Here is a 22,613-nt window from a genome sequence, read left to right on the forward strand (position 1 = left end):
TGACGTCGTTGATCGGCCCTCTGGCCCACGTCCGACCGCAAGCGGAGGACACGTTGGAGCAGCGTCGCTGGAGCTGGCAGCAGCGGCGATCCATCGAGCGACACGACGATACGGTCACGGTGAAGAAGAGCAAAACCTAACCGCGGGTGAGCGCATCACGGAGGGGCCGCGGTGCCTGGACGCCTCAGGCTGCAGCGACCAGGCGGTTTGGGATCGAGGGCGTCTCAGGGGCCTTGACTCGGCTCTGCACCCTGGGCACGGGCTGCGAGCTGCGAGCTGCGTGGGCGCTACGGCCGTGGACGATGTTTCGTCAAGGCGGGTCCCACACTCGTTGAACTAGCTCCACCGGCTGTAGCGCCCACGCTTGAACGTCGCTTTGAAGGACTCGGCGAGCGCGATGTCCCATCCAGGAGCCGACCGCATTCGTGACTCTTCCCCCTCGTGAACGAGGGGGAAGAGTCACCAGTACTTGAACAGCGCAGACTCGTGGCCACTCGGACCGAGGAACTGCTGGAGAACCACCTTCTGAAGATCCTGACGTTCAAGCCGGGAATCTCTCTTGCCGCGAGCGTTCGCGACGTCTCATCAGGTCGACTGGTGCGTCGTTCGCTTTGTTGTGCCGGGTGTGAGCAGGCTGGTGGCCTCGCTGTCTCAGCGGCTGGGCGCCAGGTTTCACAGCTCCGGCAGGGTCGTGCTGCTTGTTGGGGCGGGAGTCTGCTGGCCGGCCCAGGGTTCGGGAGGGTGTCGTGCTTGGCCAGGACACTGGTGAACGTCGATCCAGAGCCAGCGGTCGGAGGATCTGAGGTTGCGGCGCGGGCGGTGGTGACGATGTGGGCGGTGGCGGGAAGAGGCGGAGTCGCAGTCGGCGTGGTTCCCAAGGCCTGGTCTTCCCGGCCAGCGCGGGCACCGGCATGCAGGCCAGCAGATCGAGTGCGTTCTGGACGATCTCCAGCCAGATCCGGTTTTGGGTCACGCCGTGCAGGGGCAGATTGCGTGGACCGGTGGCTCGGGCGTTCCGGATGCGTTCCTCAGCGTGGGCGCGTCGATGGTGCAGCAATTTTCAGGGCTTTGATCTTCTCGCCGGTGGTGTTGGTGGCGAAGCAGGCCGGCCGCAGCCCATCGGTGTCGGTGAAGCACAACTGGGCCCCGAGGTGAGGACGTCCCCTGCGCACGATCAGCCGCATGCCCTTGAGTCAGCCCTTGAGGACGTCACCGTCGAGTTCGGCGACCCAAGCGCCGCCGCGGATGACTCCGCGGGGCTCGATGACCACCGCCCAGGCAGAGGCGGGAACCTTCAGAACGGTCTGGTGGACGGCTTCGGTGATGGTCACCTCAACCAGGTAGGACACCCACCGGGGGCGCTGGGCGAGCCAGGCCACGAACTCGTGGGCGCCACCACTGGAATCGCTGCGGATCAGTCCCTGCCATCCGCGCCGGTACTTCCTCGACGGCGGAGCCAGGCAAGTCCAGCGGTCGCTACGCGATCGGCGGCGTTGTTGGAGCCCGCGTTCCCTGGCGGCATCGGAGCTTCGGCAGGCACCTCGCTGTTGCCCGGTCCCTGGTCGACGAAGCTCGTCGGTGGGTGGTCCGAAGGTCTTCTTCCAAGTTGCGGTGGCGTCCTGTTTCTCGGAATGCGCCAGCACGAGCACCCCGTCGATGTCCACGATCACGTGCCCGCCGGCGTCCGGGCCCGCCTGTCTTGTCAACTTCCACACGTGGTCGCGGACCTGTGCTCGTGCGGCGTGAATCGCTGTCAGAGCCTTCGGCCCGGCCGGGACGAGGGGATCGATCAGGCGGGAGACGGTGGGATTCGAGGCCGCCGCACCGCATCCCGCCGGCTCGGCCCGCCGTATGCCGGCATCGGCCAGGCATTCACCGCCGAGCGCGGCCACCAGGACCACATCCAAAAGGATCTTCCCCGGATCGTGGACCGCCGCGGTTTGCGCCACGGCGCCAGCGCCGCCGATAGCGCTTTCTCCAGCCCGGACCTGCGGGACCGTCTCGATCACGAGGACACCACCGGCCTACGAGACCACAGCGCGGCCACCGCCCCTGACCCAGGCACGTAGGTATGAACCGATACGCCTCTTCACGTGGGAAGTGCCCCCGACGGTGGCGGGAGCAAGAGCCTTAACAATCCTTCATTCTCACTGTTCAGCGGCACTTTCCGCTTACCCGACCACCCATCGGACAGCCCGCTTCATGAAGGCCGGAGGTTAGGACCGGAGCCAGATCCTCATCGACATCGGCGGCGGCAGTTCGTTCCCGACTGCCGCCCACCTCGCCGCCTGCGTCGGTCTCGCCCCCACAACCCGCAGTTCTGGCCCCGTGATCTGGGGCGAACAGCCGTCCCGACGTGGAAGCAAGCAGCTCAAAGGGGCCTTCTTCTTGTCCGCGTTCGCGATGCCGACCGACCCGGCTTCCCGGGCCTACTACGACAAGAAAGTCAGACAAGGAAAGCACCAGACCCAAGCACTCCTCGGCCTCGCGAGGCGACGAGCCGACGTGCTCTTCGCCATGCTCCGCGACGACACCTTCCACGAACCCCCAACCCATTGCCACAGGTTGACGAAACGCACAGGGGCCTCTTCGCCCGCCCTCAATTCGAAGACTTGTCGGCGAACCATCGTCCCGCAAGTCCCCCGCGACCCACTCAAGGGCCTAAACGCCCTCGCATCCCAGCAGACTCGCCTCAGACCATCAACAAACATCGATGCCGTTCCCCCAGATGAGGCAGCAACACTCCGAACCGGACAATGATCCGCCGCAGCCCCCACTCCGAAATCACGACACCAGATCATCGAAACGCATCCGTGGAAGCAAAACCTTGACTCCTCCCAAGTTCACCGGTTGCGGAATCCTCTTTCCTACACCGTCCGTCGAGTCGGGGACAGGACCGCCGGCCGTGCGCCGGAAAAGGAGCGGACGCCTTTCGACACTACCTTCGATGACTACCCGCCAGCAGCCCGTCAATGGCCTCAACAGCACCAGTGCCACTGAGAATCTACACCGTGCACTGGATACACATCACGCGGCGACCATCATCCATGAGTCGCGGATAACTATCCAGGGAACCTCAACGGCCGAAACCAATGAAGGCTGGCACGGTTAGGCGCGTGCCGAAAACTTCAGTGTAGGAAGACATGGGTTTGCGCTCCAAGCGTTACCCGCTTGGAGCGCAAACCATTTCTCACCCGTAGCTAGGTGAGCACACTCAGGATAGAAGGGCCTCCCATCGCCTACCGTCGCGTTGAAGAGTGCGCACTGCTACCGCCGCTAGTGCCGCTACGCGCCGGCCTGGTGGCTGAGGTCTGTGCATTCTGAGTAGTACCGCCGCTACGCGCCGACCCCGCCGACTGGCCAGAACTCTGAGAGTACACACTGCCAGAACTACCACTGCCGCTACCACCGCCACGCGTCGGCCTGGAGTCTGAGCCTCCGGACGAGTGTCCATTCGTCCCACTGCTATTCGACGAATGGGACGACGCTACACTAGGCGCAGTTCGATACGACGGGGCCTGTGAATCACTCCTTCGTACTGTATAACCCGGGACTGGATCAGTAAGGGCAGAATGCTCCGCCTGCGCCGATGTATCGGACTCTACAGCGTGCCGCGAGGGCCGGTAGGCAGGATCCATACTGTTGAACGCGTTCTGAATGCCCTCGTTGGTGCTAAAGTCCATCGTACCGGCAGTGGGCCGTTGAGCCGGTCGGTAGCTGCTGGGGCCAGCTGTAGACGTAGAGGCACGGGGTTGAGGGGTACCGGTCCTTGCCCTTTCCGCGGCGCGCAGCTGAGCCATGTTCACATGGTTTGGCCGATCATTCTGCCCAAAAATCCTCTCGTCTGAGCGCGCGGGCCGCGGAGGCGCAGGGTTTTGCCCTTGCGCCCGCTGTGCTGCCCGTCGCCGTTCGCGTTCGCGACGAGCCGCCTCCTGCGGTGACATTCCCTCTTCTGGCATTGCGCTTCACCTTTCTGGCCAGCACTTAAGTGGTGCTTCATACATAGCGACGGCTCGCAAGGCACGCGGGTTCGATGAAGGCCACTCCCAGGTCTAGAAACGGTTTTGTCCGGGCGGAGCTGCATGGCTGGCGCGATGTCAGCGGCACCGGGCGGCCTGTGCCAGCGTGCGAGGACCACCCTGGGGAGCAAGATGTGTACGGCGGCCGATGTGGCAGTGGTCGATCCCGCCGACGACCCGGGGAGGGGAGGTCTGGCCCCGTCCTGGGGCCACGACGCCGCCTTTGTAGGCGATGAGTGCTCCGAGACCTCGCAACCGCCGCACCTGCCTCAGGAGATGTGCTGGGAGAGGGCTGTCGCAGGTGGCCTTCCTGCCGGCGGCTCCCAGCCTTCGGCACCTTCGGCAGCACGCTGCGCGGGATCCAGGGAACTGGCATGTTGCCATCCGACCATTGGCGGCCGCCGGTACAGGGGATGCCTGTTGACTGCGGGGAAGCGGCGGGTGTCATTGATGGCCTCTGACAGCCGGCAATGAGAGGTGGCAACGCGGGGGCCAGTGGGGGACCGGAAGCTATAAGTTCTTCCAGCTCGGAGTCGACTCTTGGGCTCGTCTGCGGCTCACCCATGAGCGGGACTGGCAAACGAGCAGTTCTGTTCCGTAGTCGGTGGTGACGGCAGGTAGCAGCTGTCGTCGACTTATATGTGAGATGACAACTCCCTCGTGGCGCTGGCACTTTCATGGCTCTCGACGCGGGTTGTAGAGGACGTGATGGATGACAGTGAGGCGATCCGGGTCATCGCCCGGGATATGCCGATGTATGGCCGGCAGGTAGTGGCGCGTGTCCGGGTGCGGCGCCGGGTCTGCCCGGTCCTGGGCTGCCGGTGGCAGACTTGCTGCGGCGCATCCCCCACCGACGGTGCGCGCGGGGGTCGAGGCCGCGTGCCGGGACGCCCGGCTGCCTAGGTCGAGACGACCTCCCGAGCCCCGCCCAACGCGGTGCAGGCCAGCGACCGCCACCATCCGTGGCGCAACCTGTGCGACAAGGCCCCAGTACTCCAGCAGAATTTCGGTGTCTGACCTGTGGGTTTCGCTGGGCGGCTGGAGTGTAGCGGGTCGCGAAGTGGTCGGGGCGGCCTCACGGAGACCGACCTCGAACGTGCGGCAATGCCGCCGGTAATGACAGTGGCGGGCGACGGCCTGGCGTCGCCGGCGCCAGTTGGATCAGCTCATCGCGTGGCGTCGGCCTCGTTGTCCACGCAGGTGCGGGGGTCTCGGGCGACAAGCTGCCAGAAGTCGCCGAACCCCTGCCACTGTGAGCTCGATGACCTCGGCCGCCTCACCTGTCCCGTCCCTTTTTCTCTGGCCTGGTGCGCCGTGACAGCCAGGAACGCGTGCGCGAGCATCGCGAGGGTGATGTGGCGATACCAGCCCACGTAACGGCGGACTTCGTACTGGTCGAGGCCGCACTCGTTCTTCGCGGCCTGGAAGCACTCTTCAATCGTCCAGCGTGACCCGGCTATCCGCACCAACTCCCGGACGGTGATGTCCAAGGGAGCGTAGGCAAGGTAGTAGGCGATCTCAACGAGCTTGCGGAGACTGCGCGGGCCAGCGCCCAGCGCATCCGGTGGGGGACCTCGCCCTGATAGTCGAACTCGGCAACAGCAGGCAGCCGCACCGCCGCCCAGTGGTAGACACGCGGGCACTTCGCTCCGTCACCGCAAGATATCTCTTCCCACGCTTCGCCCGGCGCCTGCGCAAACAGGCCGTCGATACGAGGACAGCCCACCGCGAACTGGGACTTGGGCACGGCCAGCACATAGCCCACGCCCGACTGCTCGAGCATGCGACGAAACCGGCTCCCCTGGCCGTAGGCGGAATCCGCTGTAACCCACGCGATCGGCAGCGGGGAAGCGAGAGCACGCAGGACCATGCGTCTGGCAAACTCGCCTTTGGTGGCGAACTCCCGCTCATCCGGGACCCTGGCCAAGCGGCAGCGTTCGCGGTCCTCAGCCCAGGACTTGGGGGATAGAGCTCGCGGTCGACCAGAGCCCGACCTCGGGAGGTGGCGTAGGCGGAAAATACCCCGATCTGGCAATTCTCAGTGCGACCGGCGGTCCCGGAGTACTGGCGCTGGACCCCGGCGGAGGTGGTGCCCTTATTGATGAACCCCGTGTCGTCGATGATGAGGACCCCGCCGTCCTCGCCGAGTTCGTCAGCGACGTATTCCTGCAGGTCGTCCCGGATGTCGTCGGGCTGCCACTTTGCGTCGGCGAGCAAGTGCTGCAGGCCGTCAGGAGTGGGATGGCCCGCTTGCTCGGCCAACTGCCAGCTGTTCTTGCCTGCTACCGGCGAAAGCAGTCCCCGGACGTAGTCGCGCATGCGGCGGCGAAGTTCCACACGGCCGAACCGATGGCCGATGGCCACAAAAGGGTTATCCAGTTCCAGATCCCACCGCACGGCAGCCCGCTCGCCGATCACCTGAAGAGACTTCCCCCGAAGCTCTCCTCATTGGCGGCGTTGTCGCACATTCGAGGGTCGGTCTCCGTGAGACCGCCCCGACCACTCCGCAACCCGCTACACTCCAGCCGCCCAGCGAAACCCACAGGTCAGACACCGAAGTCCTGCTGGAGTACTCAAGGTTGTCCCGTAACTCCTCGAAGCTGCGATCAGCTCGGCATCGTGGCTGACGTTTGTCCCCTTCCGCCCCGACCCTCAGTCGCGAGTGGACCTACCCCGAATCGGGATCAACCAGACCCTGGAGAGCCCATCGCGAGCTACGGGGCAGCCCCTAGCCGAGATCTGCACCCACGCCCCCTGCCGGGCCACCGTCACCCCGCACCGCCCCAGCGCCGTCCGAGAGCAGACCACCCGCGAGCGCTGGCACAAAGTCCACGCGCCCTCGACTCCGGCATCGGCCTGCCCGGTCGCCCCCGCAGACTGAGCCTCGCCCTGAACACCGTCAAGCGCTACGCCCGCTTACCCGAACCGTCCACCGACCGCACCGCTCCACGCCACCGACCCACCCTGACCGACCCCTACCGCGCCCCCCGCACCGACAACCAGTCATCCCCTCCACTCACCCCCTGCACAAAATCAGGGAACCGGACCGCGCCAGCAACGCCAACCGACCAGGCCGTTACCCCAACCAAGATCACACCGAAGACCACCGCCCTCTCACAACCCCCCGCCACCCTGCCCGACTCCTCTTTACCGACCCGGAGCACCCGCGGACCAAGACCACCGACCTGCTCCGCCCCCTCACCGCGACCTGACCTCAGACCACCCAGCTCACCCCCTCACTCGCGACCTCGCCGCCCTGCTGACACCAGTCGGCTACAACGACTCCAAGCTCCCCCAGTGAGCCTTTTCCATCTTGATCAGGTTGCGGGTTCGAGTGCGACGACGACACGGACGACGGCGGTGATCCGGGTGGTGCTGCAGCGGAGCTTCCGCAGGAGGCGTGAGGGTGGCCAGGGCGCGTTCGCCGAGGCTGCGGATCTTCGCGTGATCGCGGTTGTGACGCCGGCGCCAGCTGCGAAGGTCCTTCCACCGGTATAGGACGCGGACAGCAGGGCCTGCACCCTGATATGCCCCGTCCGCCCAGCACTTGACGTCGTCGACGGTCAGGACGGCGAGGATGCCGTGGATCCGGGCTGAGGTCAGATCGTCACGGCTCCGGGTAGGGCGTCCGAAGCCCAGATCAGACGGCCGGCTCGATCCGCGAGGACCTGCACGTTCATCCCGTGGTGCTTCTTCTTCCCCGAGTAGTACGGCCGGTCGGCAGCGATGCGGTCAATCGGCAGCACGGTGCCGTCGAGGATCAGGTACGCCTTCTTCCGCGCGGTCGTCATGGCCTGTTCCAGCGTGGGCGCGAATGCGGCCAGGAGGTCGACGGCCTCGCGTATGTACCGGTGGACCGTCGTGATACCGACGCGGAAACCTGCTGCGAGACGGCATGGGTGTCACCGCAGCGAAGGCGGGCCAGGACGAGCAGGGTGAAGCCTGCCTTGGAGCAGCGGCCCCACCGAAGGGGTCAACACCCACACCAAACGGACCACGCGGCAGACGCACGACCGTGCCGGATGCGAACTCCTCCCCCACCACATCTTGCTCAGCACGTAGGCACGCAATACCACCACCGACTACGGAACAGAGCCGAACGTCATACAGACCCATCACATCGGTGAACTCGCCACTGTCCTCACACGTCTGACCAACGAAAGGGGCGTCTGGCGTCTCGGGGACCTGTTTCCCGGGCGCCGCTGGGATGAGGGGACTTCTTTGCGAAAGATTGCGGTGGCCGCTTCATTTGTCTATGGGCACTTCACCTCCCTTAATCGGGCGGCCGCGTTCTTGGCTGACCGTGGACATCGTGTCACGTTGCTGAGCCACGAGCAGTCCCGGGCGAAGGCTAGTGAGAGTGCAAGCCTTCCGTTGAGGGGGCCAACGTCAACTTGGAGCCGTTGTGCACCCTGCCGGAACGGCCCACAGTGACCGCCGGGCCCGAGCAGTTCGCCTGGAATATACACAATGTGTTCGTTAGAGCAATGGAGGCCCCAGCACCCCGACCTCCAACGTGTCATCGGCGAGGCCTTGGACCAGCCGGTGGTCCTGCTCCATGAGACTGGGTTTCTGGGGGCGGCCCGTCCCCGTTTGAAGTGACAGGCGGCTCGTGCCGTTCTCCAGGCGCTGCGGCACGGAGTGCCGATGGTCACTGCGGCGTTAGCGAAGAGAAGCTGGAGAACAACGTTCGCTCGCCTAGCCGCAACAGGCGCGGTCGTAAATCAAGCCGCTGGGCGAGCAGCTGCCACCAAAGTATTCAAGGTCGTCGAGCAGATCCTCGACGCTGCCTCCTTCCGGAACAACGCCCGGCGCCTAGCGGCCGGGCACGCCGCCGTTGGCGCGTTCGACGAGGTGGAGGAGGCCTTCACTAGGCCGACCTTAGAACCCCGGCGGGGACAGACCGTGCGTGTTGATCGCCAAGTGCCGCTCGCGCTAATCAAATCTCTGGCCATCAGTCTCGGCAGACTTGACGGACTGCGATTCGAACTGTGTGGGGAGCCTTCCGCTACTGCCAACGGCTCCGGCCAACGAGCTCGTCAAGGATCTGACCGATGATCCCGGCGGCGGCGCAGCGGGCCATGGATCTCCACACCCCGCGGTGTGCGAAGTCAATAATGAAAGAGAATATCTGATGGGTGCTTCACCCACCTACCTGGAGACTTACTGTGATTGAGCGGCGCTACGAAGATAGGCAGAGGACGGATCACCGTGCCTGGGGGGACACTAGGCGAAAAATTTCCGAGAACATGGAGATCGCCGGAAGCCTCGCAGCCAGAACGCAGAATCTCTTCGAGAGGAAAGTAGCTGCGTCAGATGAAGCCATTCGTAGTGAAGTAGGGCCACGGCGTGAAACCACTAGCGGTCTTACCTCCCAGGAGATTAAGTCCATTTTTGAAGATAAGGTCGCCCCCAGTATTAACTTCGTGGGCTGCGGCCGCAAAGGGCCGACAGCGTTGGTTCTAATCGGGCAGGTTGGCGCAGGGAAGACGACCGCACAGCAGGGTTTGATGAAAAAGTTTGATATCGCTGATGCTGCTGTAATTGACTGCGACGCCATGCTCGCCTACCACCCTCGATACGCGTCTAGGGCGTACCAAGCTGATGTGGCGTCCTTCGATGACACGCGTGCTATTCACGCTTGCGGGGAGGCGGCCGAAGTGTGGCACGACATGGCAATGGATCGCGCCGTGAGGACAAGGTCGAATATAGTTATTCCCATGAATGGATCCATTGGAGCCCTGGGCGATCTCCAGGAGTCTGGATACCAAGTGGAGGTCGCCTACCTGGCTGTCGATGACCTGCGAAGCAAGCAGGCGGTAATTGCACGATACATCGACGCGAGGAACTCTCAAGGATATGGCAGAATCGCGTCCCCTGATTCCGACGATCGGTTGTATAAGAGAGTTATCTATATGGCCGAAACTGGCCAGCGCGGGCTCTTTATTGACGGGATCAATGCGGTTAACAGAGACGGCCATGTCCTAGCAAGAATGACCTACCCTTTCAAGCCAGGAAAACAAAAAACGATAGTGAATGCAATCAAGACTGAAAGGATACGCGAGTGGACAACTGGGGAGGCCACTCACTTCTGGGCGACGCAGATACGGCTGGAGCAGCAGCCGATGGCATCCAGCATGCGTGATCACCTCCTCTCTATCAGGCAGCGCGCTTGGCATGAGAGGCCGGAATCTGTGAGACAGGCAGGTTTGGCCTACGCCAGCCCATATAGCGGGGGAACGCATTCTAGAACCAGCAGCTCAGCAACAGTGCCTGGCAGGAGCCATCATCCGACAAATCCTCAACGGCGTAGGTAAAGCTGTGACATTCGACGTGCCACTTAAGGATCAGCGCATAGACAGTGTCCTATGTGGTGAGCCGAATGAGTCGTTTGCAGCAGCAGAGGGCGGCGGCGAGGCCGAGGAAGGCCAAGTAGTTGCGGGGATGACGTTCGTAGCGGTGGTTGAGTCTGCGGTAGCCGGTCAGCCAGGACATGGTCCGCTCGATGACCCATCGTCGTCGGCCTCATCGTTGGCTGGACTCGATTCCCTTGCGGGCGATGCGGACGCCGATGCGTTTGCCACGGAGCCATCGTCGCAGGTCGCGCTGGTCGTACGCCTTGTCGGCGTGGAGCTTGCGGGGTTTGTAGTGCCAGCCGTCTTCGGGGTCGTGTCTCGTTTGGAGACCGGCGACCATCGCCTTCAGGCCCTGACTGTCAGGGGTGTTGCCTGCGGAGACGCCGACGACGAGGGGCAGCCCGTTCGCGTCCGACAAGACGTGCATTGTGGAGCCCGGCTTGCCTCGGTCCACGGGGCTCGGACCTGTGAGTTCGCCCCCTTTTTAGCCCGTACGTGGGCGGAGTCGAGGACCGTGCGTGTGAGGTCGAGCAGTCCGCACTCGTCGATCCGATCCAGCACGGCCTCGTGGAGCCGGCCCCACACTCCGGCTCTCGACCAGATCAGGAACCGGCGATGCGCGGTGGACTTCGAAATGCCGAAACAGGGTGGCAGGGCCCGCCAGGCACAGCCACTGACCAGGACGTAGATGATCGGCGCGAACAACGTCTCATCAGGCGTGTCCTGCGTCCCGCCGCCCTGCGGCCGCACCTTCGACGGCGGGATCAATGGCTCCGCGATCTCCCACAAACCATCCGGAACAATCCAACTCCACGTACCTCGCCCCATGTTCAGCTCAACGAGACGCTCCCACATAGGACACTGTCTTAGATGCTTTTTCTCGGTCATGTTCGAAGGCAGGTGACGTGGGCCGCGAGTCTCAGCGGTACGGATCGGCCCGATTCGTCCCCTGTCCAGTCCTCCTTCGGCGAACGGCGGCCGGGGGCGCGTTCCTCCCGCCCGCGGCATCTCCGCCTTCGTGCATACGAGGGGGAGCGGCATCTTCCACGTTCTAACAGCTGACCGGCAACGCTGAACACCCTCCAGATCCCATTCGAATTACGACTCGCGCCGCCAATAACCGAACTCAAAAACCAAGATCAGCTGCTACCGCGACCATCCGATCACATTACCTGCCACCACAGAAGCGTCACCTGTTGTTACAAACCAACTCGAATGACCCTGAAACGAAGCACCATGACGAGCAGATTGAGCCCTTGAGGCCGTGCGTGCGTTGTAGAGGGCACAGCGACACGACGAACACCATCCGAGGGAACGAGAACAAGGATGATCGACGAGCCCGCGATATCAAAAATCGGATTGGCGCAAGAGATAGCGGAAGTCAAGGCCAAGGAGGCGGCGACAAAGAATGCAGATTCTTTTTTGCTCAACACAGAGCCGGACAGTAGAATAGACCTCGAAAAGTACTACGCCGCCACCTTCTCCGATGCATACCAATCTGCATTTAGGCGGGAATTCTCGGCGAACTGTCCAGACAGCCTTTCCAAAGTAGAAATCAAGACGCTGGCACGTGCGGTAAATGATAGTCCAGAAATGACTCTGCGCGCCCTCAAGGAGGCGCAGGCTCGGCCTGAATACCAGGAGAGATTGACCCAACTTTCGCGGGAGGGCCAGCATAATTTCAAGACAGCTGCCGCTGCGTCGCTCACCGTTCCTGCGGCCCAGGTTCAGTCGGAGTCGCTGGCTGCTTCAACGAAAATACCTAGTGAAAATAGCGGAACCAGGGCTCCATCGTCTTCAAAGCCAGCGACCAGCACCCAAAGCATTGCCTCACCGCGCGGCACGAATCGCGTCGCTCCTCGCCGATAAGCGCTATGCGTCCCGCACGGGGCCGGTACCCGCAACGGATCAGGTCTGTCCCGCGAGACGGCTCGTAGCTCAGAAGTTGTTGTCTTTCCGTACTTGATCGTTGACCTTCTGCAGGTCAGGCATGGTGTGGCGGGTTCTGTGGCAGACAGGACCCGTCGTGTCGTCTTGGTCGTGGAGGTTCGGGGATGCCGTCGGTGATCGGTTTGCTGGAGGAGCGGGAGCGGAGTGCCCGGCAGCGGGTTGAGGTGTTGCGTGAGGAAGCGGACCAGGTCCTTGCCGAGCTGCGCGACGCTGAACTGTCCTGGGAACGGTTCGTGACTGCGCGGGAAGTTCTCGTCGAGATGCTTACTGGTCCGGGCGGTGGTGCCGCCGTGGAGGAGACGGCCGTACCGGTTGCGCAGAACACTGCCCCGACGCCGATGGGGATGGTCGGGAGGGTGCCGGGGTCGGTGGTGCCGGTCAGGGATGAAGGCGTCGGGGTGTCGGCACTCTCGCCGGACCATCGGCGGATCGTCTGGGTCCTTGCCGCTCCTCAAGTGGCGTTGGCGTGCGGGGAGATCGCTTCGGCGCTCGGCCTGGAGCATATGCCCACGAAGGTCGAGGGGGTGCGGTCGAAGGCGGCGCGGATGGCGGAGCGGGCTGGCTGGTCAAGGAGCCGTCGGGGCCGTTCACGCTCGTGCCCGGGCTGCGAGGCGGCGGGCCATGAGCATGGTCATTGACCACAGGATCATCGCCTCGGATGTGTCGGGCCGCCGCTCGTAGTCGCGGACCAGCCGGCGTGAGCGCATCAGCCAGCCGAACCTCCGCTCCACTACCCACCTGCGGGGCAGCACCACGAGGCCGGACGTGTCGTCGCTGCGTCTGATCACGGTGACGACCAGGTGCAGGACGGCCAGGGCCCAGGTGATCAGAGTTCCGGTGTAGCCGCCGTCGGCCCATAGCCTGGTGATCGCGGGGAAACGCTCGCGCAGGGCGGGCAGCATGTCGGCGGCTGCCTGGCGGTCGGTGACGTCTCCCGCGCCCACGTTGATCATCAGCAGCAGGCCGACGGTGCCGCAGATCAGGTGCCTGCGCCTGCCGTTGATCCTCTCGCCTCCGTCGTAACCCCGGCTGCCGGCGCCGACGACCGCGTCGGCCTTCACGGACTGCGAGTCGATGACCGCGGCCGTCGGCTCCGCTTCCCGCCCGGCCTGCTCGCGGACCGTGCCGCGCAGCCGGTCGTGGAGCTCAGCGATCAGCCCGGCCTCGCGCCATCGTCGGAAGGAGGCGTAGACCCGGTCCCAGGCGGGGAAGTCCACCGGCATCGCCCGCCACTTGATCCCGTTGTCCAGGACGTAGAAGACAGCATCCAGCATCTGGCGGTGGCAGTAACCCTCCGGACGTCCGCCCCGGCCCTCCGGCCAGCCCGGCACCGCCAGTAGCGGACAGATCTCCCGCCACTCGGTGCCCGTCAGATCCGTGCTGTACGCCGGCGTCCGGCCGGGCTGATCGGCCGCGTTCCCAAACCGGTGAGCGAGACAATCGCACGACACGACCGACGAGTTGAGATCCTGACTTTCGACCGCGCACAACATAGACAGCAGGGCCTGCTGGCGCGCTCGGTGTCTCAGCAACTCCGCACTGCACCAGAGGCCCTGCCTTCATGCACGGTCACAACCAGATTCAGCCGACCCGGCAGCCACTTTCGATCACACCGCACTCAGGATCGATAGGACAACGGCTTCCCAGCGCAAGGCAGGCGAGGCGTCACCATGCTCGTCAGGTGCGCGTAGATACGCTCCGGCCCGTCCCGAGACCGAACGAAACCCTACGGGTCCGACCACGCACAATGACGCCTCTCTCTTGTGAGCCTATCCGCGGGGCTGCGGAAGCGAGGCCAGAGGGTCAGGACGCGGCGATCCCCTCGCCGCCAACAGCGTTCGGCACAGTTGCCGAGCCGATCTTCGTGAGCGAGCCATTCGCGTGGACACTGAACTCGTCCACGCCCCCCGCGACACCGGTCTGCACATAAAGGAACCTGCCGTCAGGGCTGACAGTAAGGTCCACGGTGCCCGCGCCCGCGGGGGTGTTCCCGATCTCCTTAAGCTGCCCGCGGCTCTGCTCGAAGCCGGAGAGGGTACTGCTGCCCGCGTTCGCGGCGAAGAAGAAGTTGCCATCCCTGACCACCCAGCAGGTGCCCTTCTGGCCCGTCGCGGCCTGGTCATCCTTCGTGAGCGAGCCGTTACGGCCTACGGTGAAGGTGTCCAGGGAATTCGTACCGGCGTCCGCGACCACGGTGTGACCCTTGGCGTCGAACGCCAGCGCGAAGGGGACTTCGCCCCCCGTCAGGGTTGTCACGGTCGGTTTGGCCGTAAGGCCGCCGAGCAGGTCAACGTTGAAGACCGTCAGGCTACCGTTCCCCTTGCCCGCAACCACAAGCTTCGAGCCGTCGGGGGTGAACGACACCTGTCCGGGGGTGCCGTCACCCTGGGACCCCAGGGAACGGTGCCAAGACGGCACGGTCACGAGGTGGCCAGCAACGTTGAGGTAGCCCTGCACGGACCCGCCGTTTAGGGCGTTCAGCACATACACGCTGCCGCCGTGCACGGTCACGCTCACCGGGAACGACCCTCCGGTGGAGACGACTTGTTCGCGAATGAGCCGGTCACCGCGGACAGAGAACACAGTAAGCGTGTCGCTACCCGCGTTGACCACGTAGAGGCGCTGGTGAGCCTTGTCGTACGCCAGAGAGCCCTGCGAAGCAAGGTGGTCGGCCCCGGTACCGTCCTCCTGGCCGCCAAGACCGCCCGTCGCGTAGACGCCCGCCTTAGTTAGCGATCCATCCGCAGCCCGGTCGTAGGTGACGACGGCGTTCCCCTGCACGTCATCGTTCTGCACGAAGAGCGCACCATCCGCCGAGGCCGTGCGTGAAGGGGAGTTGTGCTGAGGCGTGTGCGCGGAAGCAGGCGCCGCGAACAGGGCCACCGAGGCCAGGACCGTAACAGAGGCGCCGGCTAGGCGCGCGACAGGCTGCTTTCGCATGATGTGTTTCCTTAACGAGCGGGGCGAGAGTGGTCGCCTGGTGCAGGACGGGGTCTCTTGACCCTGTCGCACCTTTCGTGACCGGGAAGCTCAGACTCTTACTCAAGACGCGCCTTACGAGGAAGTGACAGACTCTCTGACCAGACATGGCCGTGCCGTGCCGCCCCCTCGACCTGTGAATCAGCAGCCAGGCCGTGGGGCGCGTGGCGCAAGTGCCGACTACTGCAACGCCTCAAGCTCGGGCGGCGACGCGTGGGCCGCCCGACGGTCACGTCCTGTCCCCTCGTCTTCCGGTGGAAGAGCCTGTCTGCATGGCTGTCCTACTCAGGCAGCCAAATTCAGCAGGCAATCGATGCCCCCACGGCCTGCGGCCGCTCGCGACCTCGGGGGGCCAGGCGGACGAGGAGGCAACGACCGCCAGCCGCAACCCGCGACGGCGGCTAATCCCGGCCTGTGAACGTCCTGCGGCTGGTCGCGGGCGACCGGCAGCGCGCCGAGGACGTCGTGCAGGAGACGCTCATCCGCGCCTGGAAGAACGCCGGTCAACTCGATCCGGCGGCCGGCTCCGTGCGGCCCTGGCTGGTAACGGTCGCACGCCGTATCGTCATCGACGGCCACCGGAGCAGGCAGGCCCGGCCGCAGGAGGCCGGCCCGTCGCCGCTCGAGATAATGCCCGCGGAGGACGAGATCGACAAGGCGCTTTGGCTGATGACGCTCTCGGACGCGCTCGAAGACCTGACACCCGCACACCGCGAAGTACTCATCGAGACGTACTTCAAGGGGCGGACGGTCAACGAGGCGGCCGAGACGCTCGGCATTCCCAGTGGAACGGTGCGCTCAAGGGTGTTCTACGCGCTCCGCTCCATGAAACTCGCGCTGGAGGAGACAGGGTTCAACACGAAGGCACGGGACTGCCGTGGGAGTTGCTGCCGCCCAACCGGTCCGAGACCAGAAAGCCCTCACCTGAATGCGACGGCGCGGGTTCTGGGCCTGCCCGCCAAAGACCCATGGCCCGATCCCGCACATCGCACGACGAACCGGACGGCGCCGGATGTCACATCTACCCTGGTGCAGAAGGCTCCAATGTGTAGACCTGCTGGAAGTCCTTAAAGACTGAAAGGGATCCAACGGTGCCGGCCGGTGCCAACGGACTAGCTTCCGACAGAGCGGCACAACTAATACGCGGTCCTCACGAGCAAGGAATAACAACCACGGGCGCAGGACGTCTACTCGAAGAAAAACACTGAGGCTTTTTCAACCTGCGGTTGAGCTGGCGTGATGCAGGGTGAGTACGGCCTGGACGAGGCCGGTGATGCGAGTGGTCGAGCAGCGAAGTTTGCGGAGTAGTCGCCAGGACTTGAGGGTGGCCATGGCTTGCTCGACGAGGGCTCGGATCTTGGCCTGAGATCGGTTCACGGCCTGCTGACCGGCGGAGTGAGCCTCCCATCGGCCGCGGAAGGGGACCCGGGTCGTGCCGCCGGCGCCGTGGTAGTCCTTGTCCGCCCAGCAGGGGGGTGGGCCTGGGCAAGAGCATCGATGATGCCGTGTTCCCGGGCTGCGCGAACGTCGTGGACGGCCCCAGGCAGTGCCGGCGAGGCCCACAGCAGCCGGCCGAACGGGTCGGCGATGACCTGCACGTTCATGCCGTGTCTCTTGTGCTTGCCGGAGTAGCAGGGCCGGTCGGCAGCGATCCGGTCGATGGGCAGGAGAGTCCCGTCGAGCAGGACGTAAGCCTTCGTCGATGCGGCTTGGACAGCCTCGTCGAGGGTCGGTGCGAGGGCGGCCAGGAGGTCGACGGCCTCGCTGATGTAGCGGTAGACCGTGCTCGTCCCCATCTCGAAACCCGCTGCGAGCTGGGCGTACGTAGTCCCGTTGCGCAGATGCGCCACCACCAGCAGAGCTTGACGGCCGACCGATAGCCGGCGCCAGCGGCTTCCGATCCGGCGACGGTGTTCGCGCAGACGAGTGGCGAGGTACGTCAAGGACCGACTGGACACGTCCAGCCCGCACCGGTAGACAAGCACGTGAAGCCTCTGGTGGGTATCGGGTGATCTTGGTCGTGAACCCGTCTACCAGAGGCTTCACTCATGTGTCGAACCAACTGAGCCGCTACCGGGCGCAAGTTGGCAAAGGCTCACTACACGACTCAACGGAGGAAACATAATAATTGATGGCAAAACAGCCTTGGCAACAAGAGCCGGACGCGGCATCGGACGTGCCACGGCACTGGCCCTCTCGGACGCCGGTACTCCGTCGATTCTGGCGGCCAGGAGCGAGGCCGAGTTGCGGCAGACAACGGAATTAGTGAAAGCCCGCGGGGCCAAGGCATTGGATATTGTTGCGGACCTGACGAACCCGATCGCCCCCGCCCATGCAGTGGAGAAGGCTGTCAGTGGGTTCGGTCCGATCGACATCCTCGTCAACAACGCCGCAACGGTCGACCCGCTCGGCCCCAGCCAATCCCTGGACCCGACAGTGTGGGCTGCGGCCCTTGGTGTCGACGTGATCGCGCCCGCGTCACCGGCCCTTGCCCTCCCGCTCAACATGATCAAGGCCAGCTGGTGGCGGATCGTGAACGTCTCCAGTTCCATCGCCGCCAACCCGCGAGCGATGATCGGCGGGAATGCCTACGCGACCACGAAGGGAGGTCTCGAAGCTCACAACTAAACCTCGCGGCCGAGCTCAAAGGCACCGGCGTGACCGCGAACGTTTACCGCCCCGGGTCCGTGGACACGGCGATGCGAGCACTTATCCGCATTGAGGGCGAAGGCAAGGTGAGTGCTGCCACCCACGCACGGTTCATCAGGAACCTCGCGGACAAGGCTCCCATTACACCCGATCATTCAGCCGGAGCGCTCGTCGAACGTATGGCCGGTGAGACCGCCGGGGAGGCCTGGGACGTCGCCGACTCCCTCTGAGGCCAACAGTTGCGAAAACGGCGCACCCCAGCCGTTGCAGGCGTCGATGTCTGCGACGAGTTTCGCCGTCCCGACGCAGTCGATCTGGTCTCGTCTGACTTGATCTGTTCCAATCGATTCGTTTGATGTTTCAGTTAACCTGATCCATGCATGGGGCAGTTGTTCAATCTCAGCGCCTGTAGCTCTTTCGCACGGATCGACGCTCGTCCGACTGTCATCCAGGCAGTCTCGAGGAGGGGGCTGGGGGCCTCGGACTCCGCATCCGACGCGGCCGAAGGGAAATCGTGCGGACGGTCTGTGAGGGCCTCGCATGCGGACTGTTCGCATATGGTGGCGAGAACAACCGTGTCTACTTGCTTGCGGACTTCCACCGAAGGCTGCCACCTCCAAACCGGTCAACTCGCCCAAGGACGTCAGCTGCAGCAGACGCCTTAGCGTTCGCACGACATCTGGCCGATCGGTGATCGAGGGTGTGGAGCTCGGGAGGCGCAACCGTGCGAGATCTGCGTGAGCACCCGGTTGTGCCGGCTGACGGGCTGGGGCAGCTACGGAAACGGGCTAGAGCGCTGGCAAGCGAGGTTCCGGGATCAGGCCCTCCGAGGTGTCCGCGACCAGGCGTCTCCATCGGCACCCGGTCACGGCCTGGTTAGCTGACCCTGCGTCGAGCAGTCGTTTCGCATCGTCGAGGCGACAGGTGCCGCGCCGGGGGCACTGCGGCAGTTGTCCTCCCTTTACCACGGTGTAGCTGATCATAATGTTGCGGGGCCCCGAGCTAACGCCCACCGCTTTCACGCGCGACACCAGCCTTCCGGGGGCCCGGTGGGATTCATGAGGTTAACCCATCTCTTATCGCGAATTTAACATCATTTAAATTCTCCTTGCCGGCCGCCGTGAATTTCCCATCAAAGTCAATGTGGTACTGTTTTCATACCAGAAGTGTCTGGAAGGTTGCTACCGACCACAAAACGTCACGGAATCGGGCTCATAAGCTTCCTACGGAGATCCGGGAGTGAAGGCCGTCCATCTGGCAACCGTGGCCCAGGCCCACTCTGCTTCACTCCAGCACCGCAAGAGTGCGGGCGCCGTCCGGTCGACCCCGCACACGCCTCGCCCACGCTAATGCCTTTTAGTGAGCGCCCCGCCGCAGTGCCCCCACTCGGCCACTTCGGCACGACCGTCGAGGACTGTCGACACCAACGTCACACGATGCTCAACACCGCTCCATCTTCAAGCGTTTCATAAACCCGAAACCCCCGGCCCCCTGCGCTGTGCGTTTCGCGGGCTCCCCTCCCCCAGAGTGCAGAGAACCGGATCGGCCATCAGGTGGGAACCACCAGGCCCTGTCCCCGACAAGACGCTCCAGGTACTCGGATTGCGATCAAGCCAAGGAACGATCATGACTCGCCCCTTGAAAGTCCGCGCGACGGGACCACATGGTCCACATGGATTACACTCCCCACATGAGTGATAGCGGACCGGAGGAGCGCTCCGCGCGGCTGACAATCCGCGGAACGGCCACCCGCGACCGGATCGTCTCGGTGGCTACAGAGCTGATGTATGTCCAAGGCGTCGCCGGCACCAGCCTGGACGATGTGATGAGGGCCAGTGGTACAGGAAAGTCGCAGATATACCACTACTTCTCCGACAAGAACGCACTGATCGAAGAGGTCGTCGCAGAGCAGGTGGCGCGCGTTCTGCGCTTGCAGAAGTCACTCCTGCGCCATGCCGACTCGATGCACGGCCTGGAGCAGTGGCGAGACGCCATCGTACGGCTCAACGTCGCCCGCCAGGGAGCCTACGGGTGCCCTCTCGGATCGCTCGTTAGCGAACTGTCGGAACACTCCGAATGTGCCCGGTCCACCCTCGCCAGCGGCTACGCCACCTGGGACTCATACCTGGCCGACTGCTTCCAGCGGATGCAGGTCCGGGGCGAGCTCGCGGCGGAGGTCGACGTGGGCGGACTCGCCGTAAGCGTGCTTGCCGCGCTGCAAGGTGGACTGCTCCTTGCCCAGGTCACCGGAGATCCCAGCCGCCTGCAAACCGCTCTCGACATGGCACTGAGTCACGTACGTAAAAATTGCGTCGAGCTCGGATGAACAGCGAGTAGATGAGCTCGTGATCGGCTCCCTCTAACTGTCGAAGGCCCCTCCTCCGCCAGAGTCCAGGCACTGTGCACAAAGAGGGGCAGTGCTCCGCCGTCGGCCGTCCGCCGTCGGCTGGGTGTCGGAGCTGGCTAAGGGCTGTCCCGTAACCCTGGACACCGCTTGCCGATGCCCGGTTCGACCTACTTGTTCAGGATCCGGTTGAGGCCGCGATTCGGGGCGCAACCGGACAACCAGATCTGCTTGTGGTGACCTACCGACCTCCGCCCTGAGTTACGGGACAACGCTTAGGGCAGTGCCATACAAACAAAGAGGGATAGCACGTATACCCCCTGTTCCCTAACCCGGCATGAATCGACCATTGCAGGCCTCGAGGCACCTCAAGAGAGGCTTCAGCGCAGGCTGCCCGCCCGACTGAGACAGCCCTCATTAAGCCGGTCTCACTATGCAGGCGGGGACCGCCAAGTTACGGCGCCAAGCAAGTGCCATGGGCTACGCACGCCGACGCTGGAGAGCCGCCGCACCCTGACCGCACCGTATCGGGCCCTCGAACCTATCCGGCAGGACAGCAACCCCTGGGCACTTGAGAGTCCTGCGCCGGGACCCGGATTCGCGCCGAGTCGCCCACATCCCAACAAACCAGAAAATGGCCACGCCGGCCGAGCCCACGGCGACACGAATTCGTTTTCTGAATCGGCCGAAACCAGCCTGAAGGGGCGGTCCGTTGGGCCGACCATCGCTGCACCCGTACGCCAGCACGCATAGTGGCGTTGGAGAGGTGAGTCGGGACACAGCCTCAGGCCCGGATGACGACGGCTGCCCAAGGACGCGCCCGCAGTTGTCGACTCATCCGCCCAGCCAGCTGGCCAAACCGTTCTTCAGCTCCACTGCCCTGATCACCCTCATCACTTCACAAGGAGTAATCATGGCCGAGCGGCCCCCTGCCCCCGGACCCTTGCCCGAATCAAACCCCTCCAAGCTCAAGGCGCCGCTGGGTGACCCGCTCAACTTGCCGACCCAGCTGCGGCCGGCAATCGAAGCTGCCGCCGACGAAATCGATAGGACCAGCGAGATTCCGGCGGACCTTTACGAGACATTGCGCGATGCAGGGGCCTTCAGTCTGCTCACGCCACGCGAACTGGGCGGCTTTGAGGTCACGCAGCCACAGTCCATGACCATCTACGAGGAACTTGGTCGCATCGATGCCTCGGTAGCCTGGGTGGTGTGGAATGCCAACTTCGGCTTTCTTGGCGCATTGCTTCAGGAATCTGGCGTAGCACGGCTCTGGAAGGACGGCCGGGCGCCGAGTTTCGCGAACTCGGGCATCATGGCCAGCGCAGAGCCAGTCGAGGGAGGCTACCGGGTCAGTGGGGCGTGGAAGATTCTGAGCGGCCTACTCCGTGCGGACTGGCTCGTGGGGCTGGCGACGGTCACCCAGAACGGCGTGCCGGTCACCACGGACGCCGGCGAACCCGACGTGCGCCTGATGACCATCCCAACGGACCAGTTGACAGTCGAGCCAACTTGGAAAGTTTCCGGCATGCGCGGTTCGGGCAGCCACGATGCCCACGCCAAGGACATCGCGGTCCCCGCCGACCTCTTGATCCCTCTCGAGGCATCAGCTCGGATTGACAGGCCACTTTACCGGGGCTTCGTAGTCAACCTGATCTTCGCTGGCTGCGCCCCTGTGGTACTCGGTGTCGCCCAGGCTGCCATCGACGAGGTAGTCCGCCTGATGCAGACCAAGACGAGCCACGCCGGGGGAACTCTCGCAGACTCGCCTCGCGTTCAGTTGACCATCGCAAAATCCGAGGCAGCCCTGCATGCAGCACGCCTGCTCTTTTATAAGGCGACAGATTCTCTCCAGCTCGCATCCGAACGGAACGAACCCGTAAGCGTCGCGCAACGCGCAGCACTCCGCGCGGCCATGACTCACGCTGGCGAGACAAGTCGCGAAGCACTGACTGCGATGTACACGCTGGCGAGCTCAACGGCACTCTACTCTGGAAACCGAATTGAGCGATTGTTCCGCGACGGCATCGCAGCCTGCCAGCACATCAACTTCTCACCCATCTACATGGAGGCTGCTGGACGAATCCGCCTGGGCCGCGAGGCGGGGGTGGGCTTCATGTAAAAACACATTCTCCACCCCTTCCCAGCCCACGGGTCTCACGGTTCTACCGCATGGTCGATGCCGCATGCATGTGAATCAGGCCGTCGCGCTCGCCGGCGTCGACCCCGGCCTGCTTGACCCAGTCACGCACCGCGGTCTCGGTCAGGTCGAAGCCGTTGGCGATCCGGCCGACCGTGCGGTCACCACGCCGGCAC

At 64.1% G+C, this 22,613-nt stretch carries 9 protein-coding genes and 7 pseudogenes; 9 read left to right on the plus strand and 7 right to left on the minus strand.

What is annotated here, in order from left to right; translation table 11 throughout:
• Window positions 1–725: 725 nt before the first annotated feature.
• Window positions 726–2,093, minus strand: a pseudogene (locus OG310_RS36370) (IS1380 family transposase); the annotation flags it as partial.
• A 166-nt stretch (window positions 2,094–2,259) separates the two neighbouring features.
• Here OG310_RS36370 and OG310_RS38700 point away from each other — a divergent pair.
• Window positions 2,260–2,547: pseudogene (locus OG310_RS38700) on the plus strand (transposase); the annotation flags it as partial.
• A gap of 2,638 nt (window positions 2,548–5,185) precedes the next feature.
• Here the strand turns inward: OG310_RS38700 and OG310_RS36380 are convergent.
• Together OG310_RS36380 and OG310_RS36385 are read right to left on the minus strand one after the other, a co-directional pair.
• A pseudogene (locus OG310_RS36380) lies at window positions 5,186–6,416 on the minus strand (IS701 family transposase).
• 920 nt (window positions 6,417–7,336) lie between these two features.
• Window positions 7,337–7,986, minus strand: a pseudogene (locus OG310_RS36385) (transposase family protein); the annotation flags it as partial.
• A 1,282-nt stretch (window positions 7,987–9,268) separates the two neighbouring features.
• On the opposite strand from OG310_RS36385, the gene OG310_RS36390 reads away from it, so the two are divergent.
• Window positions 9,269–10,336: a zeta toxin family protein gene (locus OG310_RS36390; RefSeq protein ID WP_329460565.1), complete on the plus strand. Its 1,068-nt coding sequence runs from the start codon at window positions 9,269–9,271 to the stop codon at window positions 10,334–10,336.
• Between the two features lie 49 nt (window positions 10,337–10,385).
• Here OG310_RS36390 and OG310_RS36395 read toward each other — a convergent pair.
• Window positions 10,386–11,203, minus strand: a pseudogene (locus OG310_RS36395) (IS5 family transposase).
• A gap of 498 nt (window positions 11,204–11,701) precedes the next feature.
• Here OG310_RS36395 and OG310_RS36400 point away from each other — a divergent pair.
• Window positions 11,702–12,244 (plus strand): hypothetical protein, encoded by a 543-nt coding sequence (locus OG310_RS36400; RefSeq protein ID WP_329460566.1) that lies wholly within the window; start codon window positions 11,702–11,704, stop codon window positions 12,242–12,244.
• Window positions 12,245–12,429: 185 nt separating this feature from the next.
• Window positions 12,430–12,963 (plus strand): hypothetical protein, encoded by a 534-nt coding sequence (locus OG310_RS36405; RefSeq protein ID WP_329460567.1) that lies wholly within the window; start codon window positions 12,430–12,432, stop codon window positions 12,961–12,963.
• Here the strand turns inward: OG310_RS36405 and OG310_RS36410 are convergent.
• Together OG310_RS36410 and OG310_RS36415 are read right to left on the minus strand one after the other, a co-directional pair.
• Entirely contained in the window at window positions 12,913–13,776 is an 864-nt protein-coding gene (locus OG310_RS36410; protein WP_329460568.1) for an IS5 family transposase, read from the minus strand. The genes OG310_RS36405 and OG310_RS36410 overlap by 51 nt on opposite strands.
• 352 nt (window positions 13,777–14,128) lie before the next feature.
• The gene (locus tag OG310_RS36415) at window positions 14,129–15,265 is read right to left on the minus strand and encodes a lactonase family protein (RefSeq protein ID WP_329460569.1); all 1,137 of its coding nucleotides are present in this window, start codon (window positions 15,263–15,265) and stop codon (window positions 14,129–14,131) included.
• 453 nt (window positions 15,266–15,718) lie between these two features.
• On the opposite strand from OG310_RS36415, the pseudogene OG310_RS36420 reads away from it, so the two are divergent.
• Window positions 15,719–16,156: pseudogene (locus OG310_RS36420) on the plus strand (sigma-70 family RNA polymerase sigma factor); the annotation flags it as partial.
• A gap of 363 nt (window positions 16,157–16,519) precedes the next feature.
• Here the strand turns inward: OG310_RS36420 and OG310_RS36425 are convergent.
• Window positions 16,520–17,289 (minus strand): annotated as a pseudogene (locus tag OG310_RS36425) (transposase family protein).
• A gap of 160 nt (window positions 17,290–17,449) precedes the next feature.
• On the opposite strand from OG310_RS36425, the gene OG310_RS36430 reads away from it, so the two are divergent.
• The 4 genes from OG310_RS36430 to OG310_RS36445 all read left to right on the plus strand — a co-directional run bounded on the left by OG310_RS36430 (window position 17,450) and on the right by OG310_RS36445 (window position 22,419).
• Complete coding sequence (locus OG310_RS36430; RefSeq protein WP_329460570.1) at window positions 17,450–17,932, plus strand: SDR family NAD(P)-dependent oxidoreductase; 483 nt, start codon at window positions 17,450–17,452, stop codon at window positions 17,930–17,932.
• Between the two features lie 29 nt (window positions 17,933–17,961).
• A complete protein-coding gene (locus OG310_RS36435; RefSeq protein WP_329460571.1) occupies window positions 17,962–18,183 on the plus strand; it encodes a hypothetical protein in 222 nt (73 codons plus the stop codon).
• A gap of 1,460 nt (window positions 18,184–19,643) precedes the next feature.
• Window positions 19,644–20,279: a TetR/AcrR family transcriptional regulator gene (locus OG310_RS36440; protein ID WP_329460572.1), complete on the plus strand. Its 636-nt coding sequence runs from the start codon at window positions 19,644–19,646 to the stop codon at window positions 20,277–20,279.
• A 931-nt stretch (window positions 20,280–21,210) separates the two neighbouring features.
• Window positions 21,211–22,419, plus strand: a complete 1,209-nt coding sequence (locus OG310_RS36445) for an acyl-CoA dehydrogenase family protein (protein ID WP_329460573.1) — start codon at window positions 21,211–21,213, stop codon at window positions 22,417–22,419.
• The last annotated feature ends 194 nt before the right edge of the window (window positions 22,420–22,613 follow it).

Origin of the sequence: Streptomyces sp. NBC_01497 (assembly GCF_036250695.1) — a bacterium.
Classification (GTDB): domain Bacteria; phylum Actinomycetota; class Actinomycetes; order Streptomycetales; family Streptomycetaceae; genus Streptomyces.